This window comes from Streptomyces sp. NRRL S-455 (assembly GCF_000717875.1).
Lineage (GTDB): Bacteria > Actinomycetota > Actinomycetes > Streptomycetales > Streptomycetaceae > Streptomyces.
The window spans coordinates 55,329-79,928 of sequence record NZ_JOCT01000024.1; the positions used below are offsets into that span (position 1 = coordinate 55,329).

The 24,600-nt window shown below is 71.3% G+C and carries 21 protein-coding genes and 1 pseudogene; 9 read left to right on the plus strand and 13 right to left on the minus strand.

What is annotated here, in order from left to right; translation table 11 throughout:
* Nucleotides 1-4: 4 nt before the first annotated feature.
* The 3 genes from IE97_RS0128670 to IE97_RS0128680 form a co-directional block, all read right to left on the minus strand.
* Nucleotides 5-1,495, minus strand: coding sequence for a glutamate synthase subunit beta (locus tag IE97_RS0128670; RefSeq protein ID WP_030246676.1), 1,491 nt, complete (start codon nucleotides 1,493-1,495; stop codon nucleotides 5-7).
* A 124-nt stretch (nucleotides 1,496-1,619) separates the two neighbouring features.
* Complete coding sequence (locus tag IE97_RS0128675) at nucleotides 1,620-2,099, minus strand: DUF1772 domain-containing protein (RefSeq protein WP_030246678.1); 480 nt, start codon at nucleotides 2,097-2,099, stop codon at nucleotides 1,620-1,622.
* Between the two features lie 186 nt (nucleotides 2,100-2,285).
* A complete protein-coding gene (locus IE97_RS0128680) occupies nucleotides 2,286-2,984 on the minus strand; it encodes a DUF2293 domain-containing protein (RefSeq protein ID WP_030246681.1) in 699 nt (232 codons plus the stop codon).
* A gap of 68 nt (nucleotides 2,985-3,052) precedes the next feature.
* On the opposite strand from IE97_RS0128680, the gene IE97_RS0128685 reads away from it, so the two are divergent.
* A complete protein-coding gene (locus IE97_RS0128685) occupies nucleotides 3,053-3,685 on the plus strand; it encodes a uridine kinase (protein WP_030246684.1) in 633 nt (210 codons plus the stop codon).
* A 297-nt stretch (nucleotides 3,686-3,982) separates the two neighbouring features.
* On the plus strand, nucleotides 3,983-4,411 hold the full coding sequence (locus tag IE97_RS0128690; RefSeq protein ID WP_030246686.1) for a CBS domain-containing protein: 429 nt from the start codon (nucleotides 3,983-3,985) through the stop codon (nucleotides 4,409-4,411).
* A 42-nt stretch (nucleotides 4,412-4,453) separates the two neighbouring features.
* Here the strand turns inward: IE97_RS0128690 and IE97_RS0128695 are convergent, their stop codons facing one another.
* Entirely contained in the window at nucleotides 4,454-5,581 is a 1,128-nt protein-coding gene (locus IE97_RS0128695; protein ID WP_030246692.1) for a magnesium and cobalt transport protein CorA, read from the minus strand.
* 251 nt (nucleotides 5,582-5,832) lie between these two features.
* Here IE97_RS0128695 and IE97_RS0128700 point away from each other — a divergent pair, with 251 nt between their 5' ends.
* On the plus strand, nucleotides 5,833-6,627 hold the full coding sequence (locus tag IE97_RS0128700) for a methyltransferase domain-containing protein (protein ID WP_030246694.1): 795 nt from the start codon (nucleotides 5,833-5,835) through the stop codon (nucleotides 6,625-6,627).
* Nucleotides 6,628-6,781: 154 nt separating this feature from the next.
* Here IE97_RS0128700 and IE97_RS0128705 read toward each other — a convergent pair whose 3' ends face one another.
* Both IE97_RS0128705 and IE97_RS0128710 read right to left on the minus strand, forming a co-directional pair.
* On the minus strand, nucleotides 6,782-7,726 hold the full coding sequence (locus IE97_RS0128705; RefSeq protein WP_030246697.1) for a carbohydrate kinase family protein: 945 nt from the start codon (nucleotides 7,724-7,726) through the stop codon (nucleotides 6,782-6,784).
* The gene (locus IE97_RS0128710; RefSeq protein ID WP_030246700.1) at nucleotides 7,723-8,631 is read right to left on the minus strand and encodes a pseudouridine-5'-phosphate glycosidase; all 909 of its coding nucleotides are present in this window, start codon (nucleotides 8,629-8,631) and stop codon (nucleotides 7,723-7,725) included. The genes IE97_RS0128705 and IE97_RS0128710 overlap by 4 nt, the downstream gene beginning before the upstream one ends.
* A 107-nt stretch (nucleotides 8,632-8,738) precedes the next feature.
* On the opposite strand from IE97_RS0128710, the gene IE97_RS0128715 reads away from it, so the two are divergent.
* Nucleotides 8,739-9,167, plus strand: a complete 429-nt coding sequence (locus IE97_RS0128715; RefSeq protein ID WP_030246703.1) for a VOC family protein — start codon at nucleotides 8,739-8,741, stop codon at nucleotides 9,165-9,167.
* 14 nt (nucleotides 9,168-9,181) lie between these two features.
* On the opposite strand, the gene IE97_RS0128720 is transcribed toward IE97_RS0128715, so the two are convergent.
* Nucleotides 9,182-9,736 carry a methylated-DNA--[protein]-cysteine S-methyltransferase gene (locus tag IE97_RS0128720; protein WP_030246705.1) on the minus strand — a complete coding sequence of 185 codons (555 nt, stop codon included), beginning with the start codon at nucleotides 9,734-9,736 and terminating at the stop codon, nucleotides 9,182-9,184.
* Between the two features lie 59 nt (nucleotides 9,737-9,795).
* Nucleotides 9,796-10,668, minus strand: a complete 873-nt coding sequence (locus tag IE97_RS0128725; protein WP_030246707.1) for a glycerophosphodiester phosphodiesterase — start codon at nucleotides 10,666-10,668, stop codon at nucleotides 9,796-9,798.
* Nucleotides 10,669-10,952: 284 nt separating this feature from the next.
* Here IE97_RS0128725 and IE97_RS0128730 point away from each other — a divergent pair, with 284 nt between their 5' ends.
* Both IE97_RS0128730 and uvrB read left to right on the plus strand, forming a co-directional pair.
* On the plus strand, nucleotides 10,953-11,825 hold the full coding sequence (locus tag IE97_RS0128730) for an MHYT domain-containing protein (protein WP_030246709.1): 873 nt from the start codon (nucleotides 10,953-10,955) through the stop codon (nucleotides 11,823-11,825).
* Between the two features lie 40 nt (nucleotides 11,826-11,865).
* Nucleotides 11,866-14,013, plus strand: a complete 2,148-nt coding sequence (gene uvrB, locus IE97_RS0128735; protein WP_030246711.1) for an excinuclease ABC subunit UvrB — start codon at nucleotides 11,866-11,868, stop codon at nucleotides 14,011-14,013.
* A 20-nt stretch (nucleotides 14,014-14,033) separates the two neighbouring features.
* On the opposite strand, the gene IE97_RS0128740 is transcribed toward uvrB, so the two are convergent.
* From IE97_RS0128740 to IE97_RS0128755, 5 genes and pseudogenes are all read right to left on the minus strand, one after another.
* Nucleotides 14,034-14,609 carry a TerD family protein gene (locus IE97_RS0128740; RefSeq protein WP_030246714.1) on the minus strand — a complete coding sequence of 192 codons (576 nt, stop codon included), beginning with the start codon at nucleotides 14,607-14,609 and terminating at the stop codon, nucleotides 14,034-14,036.
* A 279-nt stretch (nucleotides 14,610-14,888) separates the two neighbouring features.
* Nucleotides 14,889-16,298 (minus strand): annotated as a pseudogene (locus IE97_RS43505) (SAV_2336 N-terminal domain-related protein); the annotation flags it as partial.
* A complete protein-coding gene (locus IE97_RS0128745) occupies nucleotides 16,291-17,238 on the minus strand; it encodes an AAA family ATPase (RefSeq protein ID WP_030246716.1) in 948 nt (315 codons plus the stop codon). The pseudogene IE97_RS43505 and the gene IE97_RS0128745, both read right to left, overlap by 8 nt.
* Entirely contained in the window at nucleotides 17,235-19,304 is a 2,070-nt protein-coding gene (locus tag IE97_RS0128750) for a hypothetical protein (RefSeq protein ID WP_030246718.1), read from the minus strand. Before IE97_RS0128750 ends, IE97_RS0128745 begins: the two co-directional genes overlap by 4 nt.
* Complete coding sequence (locus tag IE97_RS0128755; RefSeq protein ID WP_324605861.1) at nucleotides 19,301-20,269, minus strand: hypothetical protein; 969 nt, start codon at nucleotides 20,267-20,269, stop codon at nucleotides 19,301-19,303. The genes IE97_RS0128750 and IE97_RS0128755 overlap by 4 nt, the downstream gene beginning before the upstream one ends.
* A gap of 260 nt (nucleotides 20,270-20,529) precedes the next feature.
* On the opposite strand from IE97_RS0128755, the gene IE97_RS0128760 reads away from it, so the two are divergent.
* The 3 genes from IE97_RS0128760 to IE97_RS0128770 all read left to right on the plus strand — a co-directional run bounded on the left by IE97_RS0128760 (nucleotide 20,530) and on the right by IE97_RS0128770 (nucleotide 24,386).
* The gene (locus IE97_RS0128760) at nucleotides 20,530-21,108 is read left to right on the plus strand and encodes a TerD family protein (protein ID WP_030246724.1); all 579 of its coding nucleotides are present in this window, start codon (nucleotides 20,530-20,532) and stop codon (nucleotides 21,106-21,108) included.
* Between the two features lie 30 nt (nucleotides 21,109-21,138).
* The gene (locus IE97_RS0128765; protein ID WP_030246727.1) at nucleotides 21,139-23,160 is read left to right on the plus strand and encodes a TerD family protein; all 2,022 of its coding nucleotides are present in this window, start codon (nucleotides 21,139-21,141) and stop codon (nucleotides 23,158-23,160) included.
* A gap of 224 nt (nucleotides 23,161-23,384) precedes the next feature.
* Nucleotides 23,385-24,386: a TerC/Alx family metal homeostasis membrane protein gene (locus IE97_RS0128770; protein WP_030246728.1), complete on the plus strand. Its 1,002-nt coding sequence runs from the start codon at nucleotides 23,385-23,387 to the stop codon at nucleotides 24,384-24,386.
* Nucleotides 24,387-24,600 lie beyond the last annotated feature (214 nt).

Below are 24,600 nucleotides of genomic sequence, written 5' to 3' on the forward strand. Positions count from 1 at the left end.
CGCGCTACACCGCCATGGGACGGTCGTACGGACCGATCGGTGCGGGCAGCCTCGAACTGCCCGTCAGATGGCGGTCGACGGCGGCCGCCACGGCACGTCCCTCGGCGATCGCCCAGACGATGAGCGACTGGCCCCGGGCGGCGTCCCCCGCGGCGAACACGCCGGGCACGTTCGTGGCGAACCCGGCGTCCCGCGCGATCGTGCCCCGGGGTTCCATGTCCAGCCCCAGCTGGTCGACGAGCCCGTCCTCCCGGTCCGGCCCGGTGAAGCCGAGGGCGAGCAGCACGAGGTCGGCGGGGAGCGTCCGCCCGGTTCCCGCCAGCGGGCGGCGCCGCGCGTCCACCTCGACCAGGCTCAGCTCCCGCACACGGCCCTCCCCGTCACCGTCGAGACGCAGCGTGGACGCCGCGAACAGTCGCGCGTCCGCGTCGGCGACCGGGGCTGTCCGCAGGTCACGGGCCTCTTCGTGGGCGGCGGACAGGCGGTAGACCCGCACCGGGTACGTCGGCCAGGGCTCGGTGTCCTCGTCGCGCTCCGGACCGGGCAGCGCGTAGATGTCCAGCTGGGTCACGGAGGCGGCGCCCTCCCGGACGACGGTGCCCAGGCAGTCGGCCCCGGTGTCGCCGCCGCCGATGATGACGACGTGCTTCCCCGCGGCGGACAGGGGGGACGTCTCCAGATCGCCCTCGCACACGCGGTTGGCCAACGGAAGGTACTCCATCGCCTGGTGAACTCCCGTCAGCTCCCGTCCGGGAACCGGCAGTTCACGCCACGCGGTCGCCCCCGTGGCGATCACCACGGCGTCGTAGCGAGTCCGCAGTTCGGCCGCCCCGATGTCCCGTCCCACCGCCGTCGACGTACGGAACTTGGTCCCCTCGGCCCGCATCTGGTCAAGCCGCCGCTCCAGATGACGCTTCTCCATCTTGAACGCGGGGATGCCGTACCGCATCAGCCCGCCGGGCCGGTCGTCCCGCTCGTACACGGCGACCGTGTGCCCGGCCCGGGTGAGCTGCTGGGCCGCGGCCAGTCCGGTGGGCCCCGAGCCGATCACCGCGACCGTCTTGCCCGACAACCGCTCCGGCGGCATCGGCGGTGCGAAGCCCTCCTCCCAGGCCCGGTCGGCGATCGCGCACTCGACGTTCTTGATGGTGACGGCCGGCTGGTTGATCGCCAGCACACACCCCGCCTCGCACGGCGCCGGGCACAGCCGGCCGGTGAACTCCGGAAAGTTGTTCGTGGCGTGCAGCCGCTCGGCCGCCGCCCGCCAGTCCTCCCTGGACACCAGGTCGTTCCACTCGGGAATCAGGTTGCCCAGCGGGCAGGCGTCGTGGCAGAAGGGGATGCCGCAGTCCATGCAGCGATCGGCCTGCTTGCTGATGATCGGCAGCAGCGCCCCGGGGACGTAGACCTCGTCCCAGTCCCGCACGCGCTCCCCGATCGGCCGCCGCGGCCAGTCCTGGCGGGGCGTGTTCATGAAACCCTTGGGATCGCCCATGGCCGTCTTCCTTGCGCGCGCGTGTGACGGGCCGTGTACCGCCGGGCGGCACTCCTCCGGCCACGATACGTCCGCGACGGCCGGTCCGCAGGGCTGCGGACAACGCTTTCTCGCAGGCCGGGCGTCAGGTGAGCGCCAGCACGTACGCCACCGCCGCGCCCGCGGAGGCAACGGTGCGGACGTGGTTCCACATCGTCCACTCGCGCACATACGCCGGCCAGTAGGCGTCCGCCTCCGAGGTGCCCGGCTTCAGCTTGAGCAGTGCGTCGTTGCGCGGCACATTCGCGACCATGGTGAGCCCGAACGAGCCGAACAGGTACAGCGCGCTGCCCACCAGCAGTTCCACCGTCCCCTCGTCCGGCCACAGCACGAACGTCACCACGGCGATCACCGCGCACAGCACGGCCGACCCGAGGAACACGATCATGAAGGGCGGTGTCACCGCTGCCACGTTGATCGCGTTCATCGCCGCCACCCCCTGCGCGGGCGGCAGCGTGGCGAGGCCCCGCATGACGAAGGTCGAGAAGCCGCAGAACACCCCGGCCACCACACCGGTTCCGAGCACACCCAGCACTGTCACCACGAAGTACGGTCCGTCGATCATGTCAGCCTCCCGCCCGTCGAGCCGGGATCCTGCCCGGCTCCCTTCCTCACCACAAGTGAATTCCCGTACGAGCACGGTGACCATGGCCGAGCGGCGCCGGGGCATACGCGACCGTCCAGCCCCGCCGATCGACCCGGCCTGCCGAGCCGTCGTGTGGCCGGCGCCCCGCCCGCGGGTCCTCTCCTGTCACCCCACGGAACCGAGCCCCGCCTCCGTCCACCCCCGCAGCACCGCCTCCACCACCGGCGCGATCCGCCGCCGCGCCTCGTGCCGCGGCACACCGCTCATCAGCAGACGGTCGTACGGTGTGTCCAGATGCCGGACGGACGCCACGACCGCCGAGGTCACCGCCCCCTCGGTCAGCGCCCGCCCCGCCGCGCTGCGGCCCACTCGGCCGCTGCCCCGCTCGGAGGCGTGCGCGGCGATGGCCTGTGCCCGCGCGGCGGGGCAACCGGGAAACAACCGCCGTATCTCCGCCGCGAACGCCCGGGCGAACAGCGCGTCCTGAGCCGCGCGCCGTCGCGCGTCCCGCACGCGGCGCCGCCGTCGCGCCTCGGCGTCCGCCAGGCACCTCTGCTCGGCCCGCGCGAGCGCCGCCTCCTCGACCAGAACACCCTGCCGCTCGTAACGGCTCTTGCGCCGGTTGAACCGCACGACCACCGCCGACAACCCGCTCTCCTCCCGCGACCGGCGCGTCAGCGCGGTGTCGCCTCTCGGCAGGAACACCAGATGCCCGAGGTCGGCACAGTCGAGACACCGGGCGACACCGTCCTCCAGGACGAGCAGCGGCAGCGGCCCTCGCCGGCATCCGGCGCAGTGCCGCCTCCTGAGGGGCTGGAAGACGAGAAGACCGGTGGGGGACGGGAGCGACGCGCGCGGGACCATGTGTGGTTCATTCCCGCTGAGAGCCGCGGCACCTCCGTCCTGCTGCGGCCTGCCGCATCATGGGCCGTGTGCGACTCGAAGCGATCACCTGGGACCGGCTCGGCGACCTGCTCGCCGAACGTCTGCTCGACCTGAAACCCGCCGACGGCAGTCCCTGGCCACGCGTCGCCTTCGACGGCGCCCCGGCCGCCCACCCGGGGGATCTCGCCCGGCGCGTCGGTGAGGCGCTGCGCGTACGCGGCCGCTCCTCGCTCGTCGTCGGCACGGAGGGCTTCCTGCGCCCCGCGTCCGTGCGACTGGAGTACGGCCACCAGGACGTGGAGTCCTATTACAGCGGCTGGTACGACACGGGAGCCCTGTGGCGTGAGGTGTTCGGCCCGCTCGAGGCCGGCGGTGACGGCCGCGTCCTGCCCGACCTGTGGGACCCGGCGGCGGATCGGGCCACCCGCAGCCCCTACGTCCGACTCCCGCCCGGCGGCGTGCTGTTGATGCACGGATCCTTCCTCCTCCGGCACTGGTTCCCCTTCGATCTGAGCGTCCACGTCCGGCTCTCACCGGGCGCCCTGCGCCGTCGGACACCCGAGGCCGAGCACTGGACCCTCCCGGCCTTCGAACGCTATGAGCGGGAGACCGTCCCCTCGGAAACGGCCGACGTCCTGGTACGGGCCGACGATCCGCGCCATCCGGCCTGGGGTGGCTGAGGGGTCCTTTCACTCTGCCCGTCCGGGTCGCGCGGCCTGGCACCGCTCCCCCAAGCTCTCGACTTCGCTCGAGCAGGGGGCACCCCCATCGAGGGCTTCGGCGCCTTGCGATGCACGGCACCAGACCACGCGCCCTGATCGGACGCTCATAGTGAAAGGACCCCTCAGCCGCCGCCGGACGGTTCGTGGGCGGCTGTTCTCGTGTGCGGGAGCCGCAGGACGCGGCGAGAATGGAAGACGCCGGGACTCGCGGTGCGTCCCGTGCCGCGCCGGCCGTCCGGCACCGGGAGGTACTTCATGACCACCGCCGGAGACATCATGCACCGCGGCGCCCAGTGGATCCCCGCCCACGAGACCCTCGACCGCGCCGCCCAGCTCATGCGAGAACTGAACGTCGGTGCCTTGCCCATCAGCGACGAGAACGAACGGCTCTGCGGCATACTCACCGACCGTGACATCGTCGTCGGCTGCGTCGCCATGGGACACGACCCGGCCAGGGTCACCGCGGGCGAGATGGCCAAGGGCACCCCTCGCTGGATCGACGAGGGCGCCGACGTCGGCGAGGTCCTCCGCGAGATGCGGGAGCACCAGATCCGCAGGCTTCCCGTCATCCAGGACAAGCGCCTGGTCGGCATGATCAGCGAGTCCGACCTGGCCCGTCATCTGGCCGACGACCAGATGGCCTCCTGGGCCGAGGGCGTCTACGCCAGGACCGTCCCGGGCTGACCGCGCGGGCGTCCGCCGGTCACCCCGCGGGTCCCGGCGTCGTCAGAGCCAGCCGCTGCGCCGGAAGCCCCGGTACAGCGTCAGGCACGCGACGGATATGACCCCGATGACCATGCCGTAGCCGTATCGCCAGTGCAGTTCCGGCATGTGGTCGAAGTTCATGCCGTACACCCCGCAGACCATCGTCGGCACGGCGATGATCGCGGCCCACGCCGTGATCTTCCGCATGTCCTCGTTCTGCGCGACCGTGACCTGCGCGAGGTGCGCCTGAAGGATGGAGTTGAGCAGTTCGTCGAAGGCGGCGAGCTGCTCCTTCACGCGCAGCAGGTGGTCCGAGACGTCGCGGAAGTACGCCTGTATCTCCGGGTCCACCGCCCGGATCGGCCGCGCGGCGAGATCCTCCAGCGGCCGGCTGAGCGGCACCACCGCCCGCTTCAGCTCCAGGAGTTCCCGCTTGAGCTGGTAGATGCGCCCAGGGTCCGCCCGTGCGCCGGTCTCCGCGAACACATCGGTCTCGACCTGGTCGATGTCCATCTGCACCGAGTCCGTGACGGTCAGGTAGTCGTCCACCACATGGTCCGCGATCGCGTGCAGCACCGCGGACGGGCCCTTGGCCAGCTGGTGGGGATCGGACTCCAGCTCCTCGCGCAGCGGGCCCAGCGAGCCGTGCCGGCCGTGCCGCACCGTGATGACGAAGTCGTGACCGACGAACACCATGATCTCGCCGGTGTTCACCACCTCGCTGGTGGCGGTGAGTTCCTCGTGCTCGACGTAGCAGACGGTCTTGAACACCGCGAACAGCGTCTCGCCGTACCGCTCCAGTTTGGGGCGCTGGTGGGCCTCGACGGCGTCCTCGACGGCCAGGGGGTGCAGGTCGAAGAGTTCGGCGATGCCCGCGAACTCCTGGTCGGTCGGTTCGTGCAGGCCGAGCCAGACGAAGCCCTCCCGGCTCTTGCGCACCCGCTCCACGACCTCCACGAGATCACCGCGCACGGGCGTGCGGACACCGTCCCGGTACGTCACGCAGTTCACCACCGAGGAGCCCAGCGGGGAGCGGGCCGGGTGACTCAGGTCGACGCGCGGGCGACGCCGGGCCAGCCGAGCCACCTTGCGGAGGCCACCGACCCCACCGAGGCTCGTGACCTTCCGCAGATTCCCCGCCATGGACATCCGGATCTCCTTGCCTGGCTCTCCTCGCGCCGTTCCCGCGCCTTGGCGCGCCAGTCTGCCAGGCCGACGTGAGCTGCGGGTAAGCCTGTGGAAACGGCTGGTTCCGTCTTGTTCCCGGCTGTGGATGACGTGACCGTGGATGACGCCGGTCCGCTGCCGACGATGACATCGACGCGTGCCGGAGCGGTGCGGTTCTCCGTACCGGAGCGTCGACTCACGTGGACAAGTCGGGCAACTGGGATGATCGCGGCATGATGCGAACCGATGGGTACCTCCTCGACAACCGGCAGACCGAGGCGGCAGAGCACTACAGCGCCTTCGCCGCTCTCTTCGACCCCACGACGTTCCGGCATCTCGAAGTGCTCGGTGTCGGATCCGGCTGGCGGTGCTGGGAGGTCGGTGCGGGCAACATCTCCGTGGTGTCCTGGCTGGCGAAGAAGGTCGGCCCGACCGGACGGGTCGTGGTGACCGACCCCGACCCCTCACGGCTCGCCCCGGCGCCCCGGCCGCCCGTGCAGGCGCTCGTGCACGACCTCTGCCGGCGAGTGCCGCCGGGGGAGGACTTCGACCTGGTGCACGCCCGCCTCGCGCTCGTCCAGGTGGCCGACCGGGAGCGGGCCCTGCGGACCCTGGCCAAGGCGCTGCGCCCCGGTGGCCGTCTCCTCGTCGAGGACGCCGACCCGGGCCTCCAGCCCCTGCTCTGCCCCGACGAGTACGGCCCGGAGCAACAGCTCGCGAACCGGCTTCGGCAGGGCTTCCGGCGACTGCTCGCCGACCGGGGGACCGACCTTCCCTGCGGTCGCACCCTCCCGCGCCTGCTCCGGGAAGCCGGCCTGACCCGTGTCCAGGCCGACGCCTACTTCCCCATCGCCTCGCCGGCCTGCGCCGCCCTGGAGTCCGTCACGATCCGCCAGATCCGGGACCAGCTGGTCACCGCGGGCCACGCCACGGACCAGGAGATCGACCGCCACCTCGCGAACGTCGCGTCCGGCAGCCTCGACCTGACGACGGCTCCGATGATCTCGGCGTGGGGGCGAAAGCCGTAGCCGCGGGAGCCGTGCGGCTGAGCCGGGAGGCGCCAGCCCGCCCGGGGCGTGAGCCCGGCCGGACGTGGTCCGCCCGGAGCGAGGCCGCCATTGCGGCAGGGCGGTCTGCCGCCCACCGGTCCCACGCCCTCGCCACCGGCCCGGCAGGAGGCCGTCAGCCGGGCGGGGGCGGTCTGCCGCCCACCTGCTCCACCGCCCTCGCACCCGCCCGGCAGCCCTCCTTCGCGGCCTCCTCGGGATACGCGCCGGCGAGCAGCGCGGCGAGGAACGCACCGGTGAAGGCGTCGCCGGCGCCCGTGGTGTCCCGTGGCGCCGCCGGTACGGCCGGCACACGGGCGGACACCTTCCCCGAGCGGGCCACCGCCGCCCCCTCGTGGCCCTGTTTGACGACCACCAACGGGACGCGCAGGCTCAGCTCGGCCGCCGCCTCCGCCGCGTCGGCCAGTCCCGTCAGCAGGCACGCCTCGTCCCGGCTGGGCAGCAGGACGTCCACGCCCTCGACGAGCGCGAGGAAACGCCCGGCGCCCAGCTCCCCGAGGAAGCCGGCCGACGCCGGGTCCAGACTCACCGGCACGCCCCGCGCGCGTGCGGCCTTCACCGCCACCGCCACCAGCGCGCGACTCGTTTCCGAGAACAGGAGATAGCCCGACAGGTGCAGCCGGGCCACCCCGTCGAGCAGCGCGTCCGACCAGTCGGCGGGCCCGAGCCGCAGTGACGCGCCGCTGTCGGTGAGGAACGTCCGCTCCGCCGAAGCGCCCCCGTCCACCAGACAGATCACCGTGCCGGTCGGCACCTCCGGGTCGACCACGAGCCGCGGACGCACCCCACGGGCCACCAGCTCCCGCTCGTGCCAGGCAGCGGCTTCCGCCCCCACGCGCCCGAGCAGCCGCACCTCCGCCGCGCCCCGGTGCGCGGCCCAGCACGCCACGTTGGCGCCGGCTCCGCCAGGCACCGTCCGGATCGAGGCAGCCGTGTCCGTCCCGGCCGCGAGCGGTCCCCGGTACCGCGCGACGACGTCGGTGATGACGTCCCCGACCACCAGCAGCGCCCCGGCCCGCGCCGAACCGGTCGCGCGCCCCGTGCGGGCGGCCCCGCTCATCCCCGGGCCCAGGCCGCCGCGATCCGCGCCGCCAGACGCACGTTGCCGCGGACCGCCGCCAGGTTGGCGCTCAGAGAGGCTCCGTCGGTGTGCCGTACCAGGTAGTCGAGCAGGAAGGGCGTGACCGCCTGGCCGCTGATCCCCTCCGCCTCGCACGCGTGCAGCGCCTCCGCGAGCACCCGCGCGTGGAGCTCCGGATCGAGCTGCTCCTCCTCGGGGACGGGGTTGGCGACGATCAGCGCCGACTCCGGCCCGGCGAGCGCGTCCTGCGCCCGCATGACGTCCGCCACCTGCTCCGGCGTCCGCAGCGTCCAGTCCACCGGATGCCCCGAATCGGACAGGTAGAAGCCCGGGAAACGGTCCGTGCCGTAACCGGCGACCGCGACACCCAGCGTCTCCAGCCGCTGGAGCGTCGCCGGCACGTCCAGGATCGACTTCACCCCGGCGCACACCACCGTGATCCGCGTCCGCGCCAGCAGCCCCAGGTCGGCCGACTCGTCCTGCGTCACCGTCCACTGCCGGTGCACCCCGCCGAGCCCGCCCGTCGCGAACACCCGAACGCCCGTCAGCGCAGCCAGCAGCGCGGTCGCCGACACCGTGGTCGCCCCGCTCACCCCGGAGGCCACCGCCGGAGGCAGGTCCCGGTGGCCCAGCTTGCGGATCCCGTCCTCGTTCGCGACGCGCTCGAGCTGCTCCTCGCCGAGCCCGACATGGGGCCGCCCGTCCAGCACGGCGATCGTCGCCGGCACGGCGCCCTCCTGCCGCACGGCCGTCTCCAGCTCCAGCGCCACCTGGAGGTTGCGCGGGCGCGGCAGCCCGTGGGCGATGATCGTGGACTCCAGGGCCACCACGGGTCGACGCGCGTCAATCGCCTCCCGCACTTCTTCGGACACCACCAGCACCACGCGCCTGCCTCCTGTCAGTAGGCCATTCGGTCTTCCCTCATCTCTGGCGGGCCGCGTACCGGACCAAACCCTTGCGGGCCGTCGGGGACGTCACCAGCCTGGAGTACATGACGCACCACACACCACGTCTTGACCACGTCGTCCTCTGGGTGCGCGACCCCGTCGCCGCCGCCGACTTCTACGAGAAGGCCGTCGGGCTGGAGACGCTCAGGCTCACCGAGTACACCGCGGGAGAGGTGCCCTTCCCCTCCGCGCGCGTCAACGACGAGACCATCCTGGACCTCATGCCGCTGACCTTCGCGGCACGCATGACGATGCTGCCCGGTGCCGCCGACAGCGCCGGTCACCCCGTCAACCACGTCTGTCTCTCGCTGCCCCGCGGTGACTTCGACGCCCTCCTCAGCCGTCTCGAGGAACGCTCCGTACCGGTGTCGGACCTCTCGTACGACTCTTTCGGCGCCCGGGGCCAGGCCAGGCGCAGTTTCTACTTCCGCGACCCGGACGGCAACGTCTTCGAGGCGCGGCACTACGACTGACCTGGGCGCCGGCCTCAGAAAAGAGGCTCGGGCAGCACCCCTTCCAGGGCGAGCAGCGTCCGCTTGGTCTCCAGACCGCCCCCGAAGCCGCCGATGCCGCCGCCGCTCTCGACGACCCGGTGACAGGGCACCACGACCGGCAGCGGATTGGCGCCCATCGCCATGCCCACGGCCTGGGCGGCGCCCGGCTGACCGACCCGCCGGGCCAGGTCGCCGTACCCGACGACGGTGCCGTACGGCACGCCCGAGGCGAGTTCGCGCAGCACCTCCCGGTTGAAGCCGGAGATCAGTGACCAGTCGAGCGGCAGCTCGAAGTGGCGGCGTTCACCCGCGAGGTAGTCCCCGACCTGACGTATCGCCTCGGCCAGCGGCGGGGAACCGGGCGCTTCGACGGGCTCGGTGCCGAACCGCGCGGCCAGTCGCTCCACCGCTCGGTCCCGTACCGCGTCCGTGGCATGGAAAACGACGTTGACCAGGCCGTCCCCACGGGCGGCCAGCAGCAACGGTCCGATCCCGCTCTCGACGACCGCCCACACGACCCGCGGCTCGACCTGCCCCTGACTGTCCATGCGCCCACGGTACGACGCCCCACCGACAACGCCCGGGGCCCGGGACCCGCCGGAGCGGATCACCCGCCCACGGCCTCCCGCACCACGTCGGGCCTGTTCGTGATGATCCCGTCGACGCCGTACCGGGCGACCCGCTGGGCCGTCGCCGCGTCGTCCACCGTCCAGGCGAAGACCTCCAGCGGCCTGCCGTGCGGCCCGTCGACCGCCTGGACGGTGGAGACGTACGCCGAGGAGAGCGTGCTGTGCGAGGGGTTGATCTGGTCGGCGAAGCGGGCGTAGACCGGCAGGTCCGACACCCGCGGTGTCCCCAGGAAGCCCGTCTTGACTCCGGGCTTCAGCTCGTGCACCGTCCGCACACTGTCCGCGCTGAAGCTCTGCACGATCAGCCGGCCCGCCAGATGGGGCCTGTCGAGCCAGCCCTCGTTGCTGAGGACCTTGAGCGTCTGCCGCTCGATGCCCGGATACAGCTCCGGGTTCTTGATCTCCAGGAGCAGTTTCTGGTGATGCCGCTCGACCCGGTGCACGAACTGCTCCAGCGTCGGTACCCGCGCGCCCGCGTACGCGGGGCCGAACCAGCTGCCCGCGTCGAGACGCGCTATCTCGGCGGCGGTGAAGTCCTTCACCTTCCAGGGAGCCCGGCCGGGGAACACCTCCTCGACATCGGTGGTGCGCCGCAGGTTGTCGTCGTGCAGGACGACGAGCGCACCGTCCCTGGTCCGCTGGACGTCGTTCTCCACCCAGCGGATTCCCAGCTCGGCCGCCTTGTCCACGGCGGCCAGCGTGTTCTCGGGTGCGTACGCCGAGGCACCGCGGTGCGCTATGACCAGCGGTGCGGTGCCGGCGGGAGCGGCGACCGCGGGAGAGACGGGGAAGAGGAGGGCGGCGGTCCCCAGGAGCGCGGAGGTGGTGGCGACGACAGCGCGCGCGTGCATGCGGACTCCTCACGTCGAGCGATCACGTGACACACAGCTCAACTCTGACAGCAGAGGGTCAACGCGAGGAGGGCGCAGGATGGCCACAGGTTGAACGGAAGTGACCCGACTCCGCTCACGGATACCGCACAACTGGGGCAAGGCCGTGTTTCTTTGCCGGAAAGTCGTTCGGCCATTCCGGTGGGGGTCATACTCTCTGCGTCAACCCTGACCGCTCGTGCGGTCCTGGGAGGGGGCGCACATCAGCAATCACGGGACGCAAAGGGCGGGGAGGGCAGCCGCGCATGCACGGCACGGTCGACGGTTTCAGCTACGGCCTGGTCACACCCCTGGTGGCCTACCTCATGGCCTGCCTCGGTGGCGCCCTGGGGCTTCGCTGTACCGCGAGGTCCATGCTCGTCGCCCAGTCCTGGCGCCCCGGCTGGCTGGCCCTCGGCTCGGCCGCCATCGGCTCCGGCATATGGACCATGCACTTCATCGCGATGATGGGGTTCACGGTCCGCGACACCCCGATCCACTACGACAAGTCCATGACCTTCGCGAGCCTGGCGATCGCGATCGTCATGGTGGGCGTCGGGATCTTCATCGTCGGCTACCGGGGAGCACGCGGAACGCCCCTGTTCACCGGAGGCACCCTCACCGGTCTGGGCATCGCGTCGATGCACTACCTCGGCATGGCCAGCATGCGCCTGGACGGGCAGCTGGAGTACGACACCTTCACCGTCGGCGTCTCGGTCCTGATCGCCGTGGCCGCCGCCACCGCCGCCCTCTGGGCGGCCGGCCAGGTCCGGGGACTCCTGTGGAGCATGGGCGCCGGCCTCATCATGGGACTCGCCGTCACCGGCATGCACTACACCGGGATGGCCGCCCTGAGCGTCCACCTGCACGGCACGGGCGAACCCACCTCGGGTGACTCGCCCGCGTCCTTGCTCGCGCCCATGCTGTTGGGCCCGCTCGCCTTCCTGCTCCTCGCGGGTGTCGTGGTGATGTTCGACCCACTGATGGTCATGGGCAGGCCCACCGTCGTGTCCGTCGAGCGCAAGCCCGGCATCCCCGCCCACGCGCACGCCCACCACCACGGCCCGCACCGCCGGCGGTTCCGCCCGCGCCGCCCCGTGGGGCACCGAAACGGCTCCCGCACCCCGCAGAACCGCTGATCGGAGCCCATTGTCAGTGCGGGGTCGTACGGTGGATCCCATGCGGCCCGTTTCCCACATCGAACGCACGGTGGCGCCCTTCGAGGTCGTCAGCCCCTACCAGCCGAACGGCGACCAGCCGGCGGCCATCGCCGAGCTGGCCCGGCGCATCGAGGCAGGCGAGAAGGACGTCGTCCTCCTGGGCGCGACCGGCACCGGCAAGTCCGCCACCACCGCGTGGATGATCGAGAAGCTCCAGCGCCCCACGCTCGTGATGGCGCCGAACAAGACGCTCGCCGCCCAGCTGGCGAACGAGTTCCGCGAGCTGCTCCCGAACAACGCCGTCGAGTACTTCGTCTCGTACTACGACTACTACCAGCCCGAGGCCTACGTCCCGCAGTCCGACACCTACATCGAGAAGGACTCCTCGATCAACGAGGAGGTCGAGCGGCTGCGCCACTCCGCGACCAACTCGCTGCTCACCCGCCGCGACGTCGTCGTGGTCGCCTCGGTCTCCTGCATCTACGGCCTCGGTACCCCGCAGGAGTACGTGGACCGGATGGTCCCCCTCAAGGTCGGCGAGGAGATCGACCGCGACGAACTGCTGCGCCGCTTCGTGGACATCCAGTACACGCGCAACGACATGGCGTTCACCCGCGGCACCTTCCGCGTCCGCGGCGACACCATCGAGATCTTCCCGGTCTACGAGGAGCTGGCCGTCCGCATCGAGATGTTCGGCGACGAGATCGAGGCGCTGTCCACGCTGCACCCGCTCACCGGCGAGATCATCAGCGACGACGAGCAGCTCTACGTCTTCCCGGCGTCCCACTACGTCGCGGGGCCCGAGCGTATGGAGCGGGCCATCAACGACATCGAGAAGGAGCTCGGCGAACGCCTCTCGGAGCTGGAGAAGCAGGGCAAGCTCCTGGAGGCCCAGCGCCTCAGGATGCGCACCACGTACGACATCGAGATGCTCCGCCAGATCGGCTCCTGCTCCGGCGTGGAGAACTACTCGATGCACTTCGACGGCCGCCTGCCGGGCTCCCCGCCCCACACCCTGCTGGACTACTTCCCCGACGACTTCCTGCTGGTCATCGACGAGTCGCACGTCACGGTCCCGCAGATCGGCGCCATGTACGAGGGCGACGCCTCCCGCAAGCGCACCCTCGTCGACCACGGCTTCCGGCTGCCCTCGGCCCTGGACAACCGGCCGCTGAAGTGGGAGGAGTTCCAGGAGCGCATCGGCCAGACGGTCTACCTGTCGGCCACCCCGGGCACCTACGAGATGTCCCGCTCGGACGGCGTCGTCGAGCAGATCATCCGCCCCACCGGCCTCGTCGACCCCGAGGTCGTGGTCAAGCCCACCGAGGGGCAGATCGACGACCTGGTGCACGAGATCCGGCAGCGCACGGAGAAGGACGAACGCGTCCTGGTCACCACGCTCACCAAGAAGATGGCCGAGGACCTCACGGACTACTTCCTGGAGCTCGGCATCCAGGTCCGCTATCTGCACAGCGACGTCGACACCCTGCGCCGGGTCGAACTGCTGCGCGAGCTGCGCGCCGGCGAGTACGACGTGCTCGTCGGCATCAACCTCCTGCGGGAGGGCCTCGACCTGCCCGAGGTGTCCCTGGTGGCGATCCTGGACGCCGACAAGGAGGGCTTCCTGCGCTCCGGCACCTCCCTGATCCAGACCATCGGCCGCGCCGCTCGCAACGTCTCCGGCCAGGTCCACATGTACGCGGACAAGATCACCCCGGCGATGGAGAAGGCCATCGAGGAGACCAACCGGCGCCGGGAGAAGCAGATCGCGTACAACACGGAGCAGGGCATCGACCCTCAGCCGCTGCGCAAGAAGATCAACGACATCGTCGCCCAGATCGCCCGCGAGGACGTCGACACCGAGCAGCTGCTCGGTTCGGGCTACCGCAAGGGCCGGAAGGACGGCGGAGGCACCAAGGCGCCCGTGCCCTCCCTCGGTGGCAAGGCGGCCGAGGCGGCCAAGCCCGCCAAGGGCAGGGGCAGGGCGAAGGAGACGGTGCCGACCGACCGCCCCGCGGCGGAACTCGCCGAGCAGATCGAGGAGCTCACCACGCGCATGCGGGCCGCGGCCGCTGAGCTCCAGTTCGAGGTCGCGGCCCGGCTGCGCGACGAGGTCTCCGAGATGAAGAAGGAACTGCGTCAGATGAAGGAGGCGGGATTGGCCTGACGGGTCACCAGGCGGCCCGGCTACAGGAGCGGCATCATCGCGGGCATGAGGTCCTGGAAGGTGCGGCCGTTGGCCGGTACATCGAGCATGGTGATGCTCCAGTCCTCGCTGCCCAGACGGCTGAGTCTGACAAGGATCCGAGCCGTTGACTGGTCGCCGCCGGTGAGTACGAAGCCGACGACTTCCTGTTTGGTGTTCTCGTCGATGACCCGGCAGCGGACGCTCTCCACATCGATGAACGTCTGCCCCGTGAAGGAGTTCAGCGTCATGATGATGGCGTCGATGTGCACGGGGACCCGCTGAAGGGAGACCAGGACGGCCTCGTCGACGTCGTCGACCAGGGAGTCACCGGTGTGCCGAACGGAGCCGTCGTCGCTGACCAGATGCCGGAAGAAGACCACGTCCACAGGCTGCCTGTCGGCGAACAGGACGGCCGAGACATCCAGATCGATCTCCCGAAGGCGGGACCGGAACAGGCCGCGGCGCCTGACGGCCTGCCAGCTCACCTGGACGCGCACCGTGCTCAGGCGGACTCCGGCCCGCCGCAGAACCACCTGCTGCCCCCTGGACAGCTGAACGCTCCCCGAGGCCGGCAGCGGGGGCAGTTCGTGCCGGATGCCCTCCGCCGGCTCCGACGCCGCGTCCTCGGCCGGTGTCCGCCCGTCGACCGGTGGCGGGGCCGGCTCCTCGACCGGCTCTTCGACCGGCTCTTCGACCGGCTCCTGCACCAGCGCGATCCCCAGCAGCTCCAGCACCCTGGCCGGTGCGTCGGCGAAGGACGCGCCGTCCGCGAGATCCGGTCCCGAACCGAAGGAAAGTTGTCCGTGGCCCGACAGGCGCCTCCGGTTTCGGGGGCCGGGGCCGCGGGCCACCGCCCGGGTCAGCGCGTCGTAGAGCTGCCACGCCTCATGCGTGCCGAGCAGAGAGGTGAAATAACCCCGGGCCGCGGGCCGGTACCGCACCCATGCCGACTCCTCCCCGGCTTGGACCCGCTTGCCCGGGACGACGGGCCCGCCCACGAGGAACTCCGCCAGGTCGGATTCGGTGGCCTCGGGCACGAGCTCGTCCGCGATCAGGCGCAACAGCGGAAGGCTCAGCTCCGGGAAGGGGGAGCAGAGCACGGCCAGCCGCACCGCAGCCGTCGAGGCCCGGTTACGGAAGGCCTTCGCCAACACATGGTCGGGCTCCTGGGAACCGTGCTCCTCGGCCGCGGGCCCCCAGCGGGCGGATTCTCTGCCGGGAGCGGGCAGCAGCAACGCGTCGCACCCCTCGGGGCTGCAACGCATCAACGTGCGCGCCCAGCGGCCGACCGGCCGCGGCGACAACGTCACGGTCGGGACGGGCAACTCCCCTGCCTCCGGCGGTGTCCGAAAGAGCAGTCCACTGTTCGACGCCCCCGGCGCCCCAGGGGAAGAGACCCGGACCGCGGTCAGATCCACGCCCACGTGCCGCCAGATGCGCGTGGGCAGCGGGTTGACGAGGGCGGTGACGTGGGTGCGGGTCCACCCGCGCAGCTGTTCCCAGAGGTACCCGCTCTGCCACGCGTATGAGGTGCAGTCGGAGAACACGAGGACGAGCCCGCGTCGGCTGAGGGGCACCGGGCCGGACAGCGGGCCGCCCTCAGGGGATCCGCGCGTGCGGGAGCGGAGGTCAGGAGCGGGCAGATCCGCGTCGAGCGTGAGGATCCGGATCGTACGAAAGGCGTTCAGCGTCGTGAGCAGGCGGCTGAGTTGGTCGGCCGTCTCCTGCCAGACGGACATGGTGGTGCTGCGATCGATGATCAGGGTGAGATCGAACCACCGCTCGGGTGCCGGCGCGAACACCGGGGAGAGTTCTCCCGTGCGGCCGTACTCCGCCACCGTGGCATCGACGTCCAGTCGGCGTGCCCGCCCACGTGGCCAGCGCCGTCTGAACGGATAGAGGGCGCGTACCAGTTCATGTTCCCTGAGGAGCGGCCGGCCACCGGGGGTCGCCACGGAGCGCTCCGTGACGGTCTCCGTCTCGGTCTCGACGTCGGGCGTGGGGTCGTCCGCGCCGTCTTCGGGTGGAGGGGGTGTGCCGGTGGCGACGGGATCGGCAGCGGACGGCTTGACCGGCATGACCCCCTGGAGGGACGCCGGACCGGCGTCGTCCGCGGGTTCCCGTTGCTGCGGGCCGATTCCGGCGAGCCACAGCAGTTCCGCGACGCCCAGGGCGTCCCGGCCCGGGTCCAGGCGCAGCACCGCCCGGGTGAGGCGCGCCAGCGCGTCGACCGGCTCCCCGTCGGGCTGCCGTCGGTCAGGCACGGGAGAGGTCCTTCATCAGCAGCCGCTTCACCCGCTCCCGTTCGGCGGAGTCCGCCGACGGGGTACCGCTGAGGATGTGCAGCGTGCTGAGCAACTGGTCGACCGCGACCGTTTCCCCCGCTCCCACGCGCTCGACGAATTCCTGGACGAGTTCCGCCTCCGGGCTCGACGGCCGGACTTCGAGGCGCAGATGCTTGCGCACCACGTCGCACATGAGCGCGACCGTGGGCGGGGGCATGGTGTACCGGACGCAGCGGCGCAGGAAGGCGGGGGGCATTTCCTGGTCCCCGTTGCTGGTCATCACGATGAAGGGGAACTCGGTGCAGCGGACCCTGCCGTTCTCGATCCGGTGCACGACCTCCGCCTCCCAGGTGCGCACATCGGCCACCGTCCGGTTCTCGCGCAGCAGTTCGACGACGGTGAACTCGCCGCGCTCCAGCACGTCGAGCAGGTCCCCGGGCAGATCGAGATCCGCCTTGTCGATCTCGTCGATGAGCAGCGCGCGCGGCCGCCTGGCGGGCAGCAGGGCACTGCCCAGCGGGCCGAGTTGCAGGAAAGCGGCGATGTCGTCCGCCGCGCCGAAGGTGTCGCCGCGATCCCGGGACAGCTGGTGGGCGTGGATGCGGCCGAGCGCGTCGTAGCGGTAGAGCGCGTCGGCCAGAGTGCTGCGGGAGGTGATCTGCCAGCGCAGTACCGCCCCGAGGCCCAGCTCCAGCGCCACCTGCTCGATGACCGTCGACTTGCCCGAGCCGGGCGGGCCGGTGAGCAGCAGCGGCCGTCGAAGGCACAGCGCCGCGTTCACCGCGTCGGTCAGCCCTTCGGGCGGCTGGAAGACGTCTCCGGCCGGCCGGTGCGGGAAGGTCCGCCATGGAGGCGCCGGGGGCAGCCAGACGTGCGGCCGGGGCTCTCCGGTACCGGTGTAGTAGCTGTTCCAGGTCACGTGTCCTCCAGGCAGGGGCGAGGCGCCGACGGCGGTACGGGCTGGGCGACGCTGCGGCAGAACGCGAGCCACTCGCCGCTGTCCCACACCAGCCGCAGGTCCGCGACCGGATCGTCCTGGGCGCCCAGCCAGCGCCGACGGTAGGCCTGAGCGATACCGACCGGCATGGTCGGCCAGTAGCGGTCGAGACTGTCCGGCCACTCGGCGGCACGGTCGTCGTTCTGCGGCCACACGAACACCGGGGTGTACGACAGGAGCAGCTCCACCAGCGGATGGTCGCCGCCGGGATGGTGCAGCAGGCCGATGCCCTTGGCGTACCGGCCCTTGTACAACTCGCCGCGCAGCACATCGCGGTCCTGCACGGCGTGGCGGTCGAGCCAGTCCAGCGGGATGTCGCCGGTGCAGTTCACCATCTGTTCCCAGCGGTCCTTCACCACACCGCGCAGCTTTCTCAGCAGCCGCGTCGGCGCGAGCCGCCCGCTCCAGTGCAGGACCACGTCGTAGTGGTGGCCTATGCGGATGCCCTCTCCGGCCTCCTCCGGGCGCCACTTCAGCAGCAGCGCGGCCGGGAGGGCGATATCGAGCCGACGCAGCTCGACACGGAGTTCGCAGGCCAGCTCGTCGGCCCAGAGGACGGCTTCGTCGAGGGCCTTCTCCACGCTCGTCTGGTCGGCTTCGGGCGTCTCGAACTGAGTCCGGTCCACGATGTCGCCGTCGCGCACCAGCCAGGCGTCCAGCGAGTCGGGCCAGTCGCCGGTCAGTGAGGCATGCAGGCTGACCACCAGGCTGAGCTGCCGGTTCTCCCGCTGGGCTCGAGCGAAGGCGAGGGCGTCGTTGAGCGCCGTGGAGGCGTTGATGGCCTGGGCCCACTGCCGTACGACGGGATCGGACGGGTCCTGTCCGGTTTCCAGCGCCAGCAGTGCCACGAACCGGGTGAGCCCGCGCAGGCGCTCCGGATCACTGAGCGGATGGTCGTAGACGAAGTGGTCGACGGCGTCCGCGACGGTCGGCTGAGGGCGGACCCTCGGCAGCTCGGTCTCCGCGGTCAGCACGGCGCCGAGGGCGTGACGCAGGTGGGCGGTGGTCACCTCGCCGCCGAGCCGGCCGGAGAGCAGCTCCACGGTACGGAACGCCATGACGAGGCCCTCCGCGGCGCGCGTCGCCCGCACCGTCATGGGGTCGGCCGGCCGGGATGCCAACGCGGTGAGCAGTGCCGAGGCGTCGTCCAGGGTGGCCGGCACCTGGCTGTGGTCCAGTGGGGGGTCCAGAGCGGAGAGGGCGGCCGAGAGTTCCGCCCGTGCCCGGGGCCCGGGGGTGCCGGTGCGGGGCAGAGCGGAGTTCCCGGCGTGGCGGAGGTTGCGCGCCAGCCACAGGGGTTCCCGGGCGAGTGGATGACTGTCCAGGATCCCGCACCCGACACTCTGGCGGGGGAGCCGGCCGCGCAGCGCTCCGGCGGCAGTGGCGACGTCGACGAACTGCCCGGCCTGGGCCTGCCCTTGCTGCAGCACGGCCGCGAGTTCCCGGGACATCCGGAGGTCGATCGACTGCTGGGCGGCCGAGCAGGACATCAGCACCGCCAGCCGTGCGCTGCCACCCCTCACGCCGGTCGCCAGTTCGCTGGAGTTCGGCATGGCGCCGCCGGCATGGCAGGTGTCCACGACGCACACGACCCCCTGCACACCGTCCCGGTCGGCCGCGTCCCGAAGCAGCGGGCCGACCTCGACCGCCTGGTCACGCACCTCCGGCTGGGAGTCGGTGCCCATGTAATAGAGGGAACCGGAGGCGCCAGGGGTGAAGCCGTGCCCGAGCAGCGCCACCACCAGGACGGCGCCGCGCTCGCCCGCGAAGCGGTAGGCCTCACGGACCAGGTCCGCGATCCTGGCGCCGGTCAGCCCCGGTCCGAGGACCAGGGAGCGGCCGTCGGGCAGCCCTGGGACGCACCCCCCGAGGTGCCGGTCCGTCAGCACGCTGTGCAGCAGACGGGCCGATTCCTCCAGCCGGTCGAGGTGCCCCATGGCCGCACACTGGGCGCCGATCACGAGCAGGTGACGTGGGAGCGCCGTCATCGTTCTCCGGCGAGGGCGGCGCGCAGTGTCTCGGCGATCGGACCGGCCACACCGGGCTGTGCCAGATAGAGCACCGCGGGATGGACCCAGAGGCCGACCGAGTCGACTCTCCTGCTGTCCGGCCGCACCTGTGCGCTGTTGGGCCCGAAGTCGTCCTCCAGACGGTGGCGTACGGCCACCGGATCGTCGGGGTCGTAGAAGTTCAGCCACGCACGGACCCGTTCGGGCGTGCACGGCGGTCGCGGCACCAGCCGTGGCCACACGACGGTGCGCATGCCGAGCGGCGACCCCATGGTCACCAGCAGTTGTACCGGAGAGGGGCGTTCGTGCAGGGCTTCCCAAGTGACCACCGTGCCGAGCGAATGGGCCACCAGCACCGTGGAGCCCGGAGCGCATTGCTCCGTCACACGGTCGCGGATCACCGTGTCGAGCGTCCGGCCCGCCCGGTCGGGCTCCCGCCGGGCGAGGTAGCGGGCCACCTGCCCGAGGTCGCGCACCATCAGCTTGGGGGCCGCCCACTGGCCCAGGCCACGGAACAGCCGCATGGACAGCACGGTGGTGGCCGCGTTGAGGGCCCGGCGCACCGCCGCCATCGTGCCCTGCTCCTGGGGGTGCGGGAGTAACTCCGCACGCGCGTGCGCCAGGATCTCGGCGCGCGTCGCTTCCCGCTCGCCGGCCGGAACGTCCGGAAGCGGCTCGGAAAGCCCGGCCAGCACCTCGTCGAGCAACTCCAGGACCAACTCCGCCGACTCGGCGTCCACGATCTCCACCGTGGATCCCTGGGACTGCGCGGGCCGGAAGAGATCGCCGTAGTAGACGAACGCACGGTCGACCTCACCGCCCGACAGCGCGTCCGCCACATCGGAATGGCCCGCCCCGCGCATTCCCGACGCCAACGCGTCCGTCCAAGAGGCCAGTTCGCCGACGCGGTCCCGCGGACCGCCCACCCCGTGCACGAACACCACCCGAGGCCTCATCGCACCCCCGATCACTGTCGCCGAAAGCAGCGTAGACGCATCAGCCCTGCCCGTTCACCCATTCCGCGGCTGCCGGTACGGATGATCGCGGCGCGCCGGGCCTGGTGGCGACCGTGTTGCAACCCTGACACAAACGTCCCGTGCGGGGTGGCGGTGTCCGGCCCCAAGGCATTTAGTTGCCGAAGAGCAGTCACATCGCGGCCCGTCCGGCCGTCCGGCCGCAGGCACCGCATGAGGAGAGGACTCGCGTGAGCGTCAACTTGTCCAAGGGCCAGGCCGTCAGCTTGCAGAAGTCCGACGGCGGCAGTCTGACGGCCGTCAGGATGGGTCTGGGATGGCAGGCCGCCCCGCGTCGTGGTTTCTTCGGCAGTCGTACGAAGGAGATCGACCTCGACGCCTCGGCCCTGATGTTCGCCGACCAGGAGGTGGTGGGCGCCGTCTGGTTCCAGCAGCTCGTGAGCGACGACGGCTCCGTCCGCCACACCGGTGACAACCGCGTCGGCGGTGCCGGCCAGGGCGGCGACGACGAGTCGATCCTCGTCGACCTGATGCGGGTGCCGGTGCACATCAACCAGATCGTCTTCACGGTGAACTCCTTCACCGGCCAGACGTTCGCCGAGGTGCAGAACGCCTTCTGCCGCTTGGTCGACGAGACCACCGGCCAGGAACTCGCCCGCTACACCCTCACCGGCGGCGGCTCGGCCACCGCCCAGATCATGGCGAAGATGACCCGTCAGGGCACGGGGTGGAGCATGCAGGCGATCGGCGAGCCCAGTCACGGCCGTACGATCCGTGACCTTGTTCCGGCCATCGTGCCGCACCTCTAGCGGGCCGGGACAGGACGGGGGGAGGACGCGATGGCCACCGAGCTGGCGCAGGGGCAGAACTGCCGGTTGCCCGGACCGCGGCTTGAGATACGGCTGTCCGCCGGTCATCCGGTGATCGCGGGTGCCACGCTGTCCGACGAGGACGGCCGGGTGCCGGGTCCCGAGTGGGTGGCACACCCGGGCTCGCCGATCGTCCCCGGCCTGGAGGCGCCGCGGCGGGCCGCCGCGCAACACCGGCTGGCCGTCGACCTCGGCGCGATGCCGGAGCCGGTGTGCCGTGTCAACGTGCTGATCGCGTTGCTCCACGGCATCGGCGGCCCGGAGCGCTTCGGCGGCTTGCCCGCCCCCTACGTCGCGGTCGCCGGCCTCGACGGCACGGAGATCGCCGGTTACACCATCACCGGCCTGGACACCGAGTCGGCGGTCGTCGCCCTGGAGCTCTACCGCAGGCAGGGTGCCTGGAAGGTGCGGGCGGTCGGCCAGGGCTACGCGGGCGGCCTCGCCGAGCTCCTCACCGACCAGGGCCTGCCGCAGGCCCGGGAACTCGCGGGCACCATCAACGAGGCGGTGGCCGAGGGGATGCCACGCCCGGTGCAGGCGCCCCCGCCCCTTTCGGCGGAGGGCGACCGCTCCCGCCGGGCGGCGGCCCCGGCCTTCGGACCGGACCAGGGCCGCACGGCTCCCCAGGACGACTCCCCGATGCCCCCGAACGGCGGGCAGACACCAGGTGGGCCGGGGCAGCCCGCACCGCAGCCGCCGGCGTACCCCGGCGGCACGCCGGACCCGTCCGCCGCCCCCCGGCCCACCGCCGCGAGTGGCGGCCCGATCGACTACAGCCACCCGCGCCGTCAGAACGCCGCCCCGCCCACACCTCCGCCGACCGCACCCCCGGCCGCTCCCGGGCAGCCCCGAACGCCCATCGCGGGTGATGCGACCGGCTGGTCCATGGACGAGCGGCTCTACAACCAGGTGTGGGGCATGTTCGAGGACCTCGCCCGCACCACCGCCGCCTACCGCGGTGCCGTGGACTTCGCCGACTCACGCAGGGACAAGGAGCTGGAACAGCTCCTGTCCGACCCGCGCAGCCGGATCGGCGGGCAGGGCGACGCCGCCCGCGAGGCGGCCCGTGCCCGGCACGCCCAGCTCGTGGCCCAGGCCAGGGAGGCCTTCGACCGGGACCTCGCCCAGCTCACGGCCGAGGCCGAGGTCGTCGAACCGGCCCTGCCACCGGCGTACGCCCGCTGGGACAGTCCCGTGTGGCACGCCTACCGCGTACCGACGGAGATACCCATGGCCGTGCGCCTGGGCAACCTCCATCTGCCCGAGGCCGACCCGATCCGGATCCCGATGCTGGCCCGGCTGCCGCTGGAGCGCGGTCTGTGGATCGACAGCGGACGAACCGTCGGACGGACCGGGCCGTCCGACGGTTCGTCCGCCGAGGCGCACGCCCTGGGGCGTCTCGCCATGGAGGCGGCTGTCGCGCACGCGGCCCGGCTGCTCGCCGTGCATCCGGCGGGCGAGTTCGCCGTCCACGTCATCGACCCGGCCGGTTCCGGAGCAGGGCCGTTGGCACCCCTCGTGCGGACCGGTGTGCTCGCGGCTCCGCCCGCGCTCGGCGCCGCAGGGGTGGCGGACGTCCTGGCACGGCTCACACAGCGGGTCGACCTGGTGCAGATGGCGGTACGGGGAGGCGCCGCCGACTCCCTCCCACCGGGCTTCGACACGTCCCAGCAGGTGCTGATCGTCAACGACTTCCCGCACGGCTTCGACGACCGGGCCGTGAACCAGCTGCGTTACCTCGCCGACGAGGGCCCCGCTTTCGGTGTTCACCTGATGATCGTGGCCGACCGCGAGGAGTCGTCCGCGTACGGGCCGTTGCTCGACCCGCTGTGGCGTTCGCTGCTGCGACTGACCCCGGTGGCCGACGACCACCTCGCCGACCCCTGGGTCGGTCATGCCTGGACGTACGAACCCCCGCTCGTGCCGCCGGGCAGCCAGGTCCTCCAGCAGGTGCTCACTCAGGTCGCGGCCGCCCGTGCCAAGCACACGTAAAGCCACCTGACCTGCGAGTTTGGTCTTTCTTTTGCCAAGGGCTTTACCTGTTCTTGGTGATTGCGGTACTGTTTTCGGCACGGAGGGGAGTACTCCCTGTCTGCTGCGACGTACCCGTCAATACGGATCAGGCCAGATCCCGGGGCGTCGGCCCATCCTTGGGTGGAAGAGACCTCCGGCAGCGACGACGCTGACATTTGCCGTTAACGACTGCCGGAGGCGCAGTGGATGTTTCCGTGACCCTATGGGTCCTGACGATCGTGGGTCTCGCCGCCCTGATCGCGGTCGACTTCTTCATCGGCCGCAAGCCGCACGACGTGTCCATCAAGGAAGCCGGGATCTGGACCATCGTCTGGATCGTTCTCGCCGTGCTCTTCGGGCTCGGTCTGCTCGTGTTCGGAGGCGGCCAGCCGGCCGGTGAGTTCTTCGCGGGCTTCATCACCGAGAAGTCACTGAGCGTCGACAACCTCTTCGTCTTCGTCCTGATCATGGCGAAGTTCGCGGTGCCGTCGCAGTACCAGCAGCGGGTGCTGCTGATCGGTGTCCTCATAGCCCTGGTCCTGCGGGCGATCTTCATCGCAGCCGGTGCGGCGATCCTCGCCAGCTTCTCCTGGGTCTTCTACCTCTTCGGCGCCTTCCTGATCTGGACCGCCTGGAAGCTCATCCAGGAGGCCCGCGCTGACGAGGAGGACGAGGAGTACGAGGAGAACAAGCTGCTCAAGGCCGCCGAGCGCCGCTTCGGTGTGGCCGACCGCTACCACGGCACCAAGCTGTGGATCGAGCAGAACGGCAAGCGGGTCATGACCCCGATGCTGGTCGTGATGCTCGCGATCGGCACGACGGACGTGCTGTTCGCCCTCGACTCCATCCCGGCGATCTTCGGCCTGACCCAGGACCCGTACATCGTCTTCACGGCCAACGCGTTCGCCCTGATGGGTCTGCGTCAGCTGTACTTCCTCATCGGCGGCCTGCTGAAGAAGCTGGTCCACCTCAGCTACGGCCTGTCGATCATCCTGGGCTTCATCGGCGTGAAGCTGGTGCTGCACGCCCTGCACGAGTCCGGGGTGCACGTCCCCGAGATCAGCATTCCGGTCTCGCTCGGCGTGATCTGCTCCGTCCTGATCGTCACCACGATCACCAGCCTGCGGGCTTCCAAGAAGCAGGCGGCGGCCGAGGCCGCGCAGGGGCAGAGCGGAAGCGCTCCGAAGGACAGCATCGACGTCTGACCGCGGCGCACGAAGGGACAACCCGACCAGCCCCGCGGCCCGGTGAGGGGCCCCGCACGACGGACGGAGTGCGGGGCCCCTGCCCGTCTGCGACGATCAGCGCATGATCATGGCCCGATCGGACCGACCTTCCCGCGGTCGCCCTCGCGTCCGTGCGGCTCTCCGGCCCGCTGGTGCTCGGGCTCAGCACCACCACCCACATGGTGCTGCTCGC

Bases quoted from the DNA above. Each gene is read 5' to 3' on its own strand.
- IE97_RS0128670 (WP_030246676.1), bottom strand. From the start codon at position 1,495: ATGGGCGATCCCAAGGGTTTCATGAACACGCCCCGCCAGGACTGGCCG.
- IE97_RS0128675 (WP_030246678.1), bottom strand. From the start codon at position 2,099: ATGATCGACGGACCGTACTTCGTGGTGACAGTGCTGGGTGTGCTCGGA.
- IE97_RS0128680 (WP_030246681.1), bottom strand. From the start codon at position 2,984: ATGGTCCCGCGCGCGTCGCTCCCGTCCCCCACCGGTCTTCTCGTCTTC.
- IE97_RS0128690 (WP_030246686.1), top strand. From the start codon at position 3,983: ATGACCACCGCCGGAGACATCATGCACCGCGGCGCCCAGTGGATCCCC.
- IE97_RS0128695 (WP_030246692.1), bottom strand. From the start codon at position 5,581: ATGTCCATGGCGGGGAATCTGCGGAAGGTCACGAGCCTCGGTGGGGTC.
- IE97_RS0128700 (WP_030246694.1), top strand. From the start codon at position 5,833: ATGATGCGAACCGATGGGTACCTCCTCGACAACCGGCAGACCGAGGCG.
- IE97_RS0128705 (WP_030246697.1), bottom strand. From the start codon at position 7,726: ATGAGCGGGGCCGCCCGCACGGGGCGCGCGACCGGTTCGGCGCGGGCC.
- IE97_RS0128715 (WP_030246703.1), top strand. From the start codon at position 8,739: ATGACGCACCACACACCACGTCTTGACCACGTCGTCCTCTGGGTGCGC.
- IE97_RS0128720 (WP_030246705.1), bottom strand. From the start codon at position 9,736: ATGGACAGTCAGGGGCAGGTCGAGCCGCGGGTCGTGTGGGCGGTCGTC.
- IE97_RS0128725 (WP_030246707.1), bottom strand. From the start codon at position 10,668: ATGCACGCGCGCGCTGTCGTCGCCACCACCTCCGCGCTCCTGGGGACC.
- IE97_RS0128730 (WP_030246709.1), top strand. From the start codon at position 10,953: ATGCACGGCACGGTCGACGGTTTCAGCTACGGCCTGGTCACACCCCTG.
- uvrB (WP_030246711.1), top strand. From the start codon at position 11,866: ATGCGGCCCGTTTCCCACATCGAACGCACGGTGGCGCCCTTCGAGGTC.
- IE97_RS0128750 (WP_030246718.1), bottom strand. From the start codon at position 19,304: ATGACGGCGCTCCCACGTCACCTGCTCGTGATCGGCGCCCAGTGTGCG.
- IE97_RS0128765 (WP_030246727.1), top strand. From the start codon at position 21,139: ATGGCCACCGAGCTGGCGCAGGGGCAGAACTGCCGGTTGCCCGGACCG.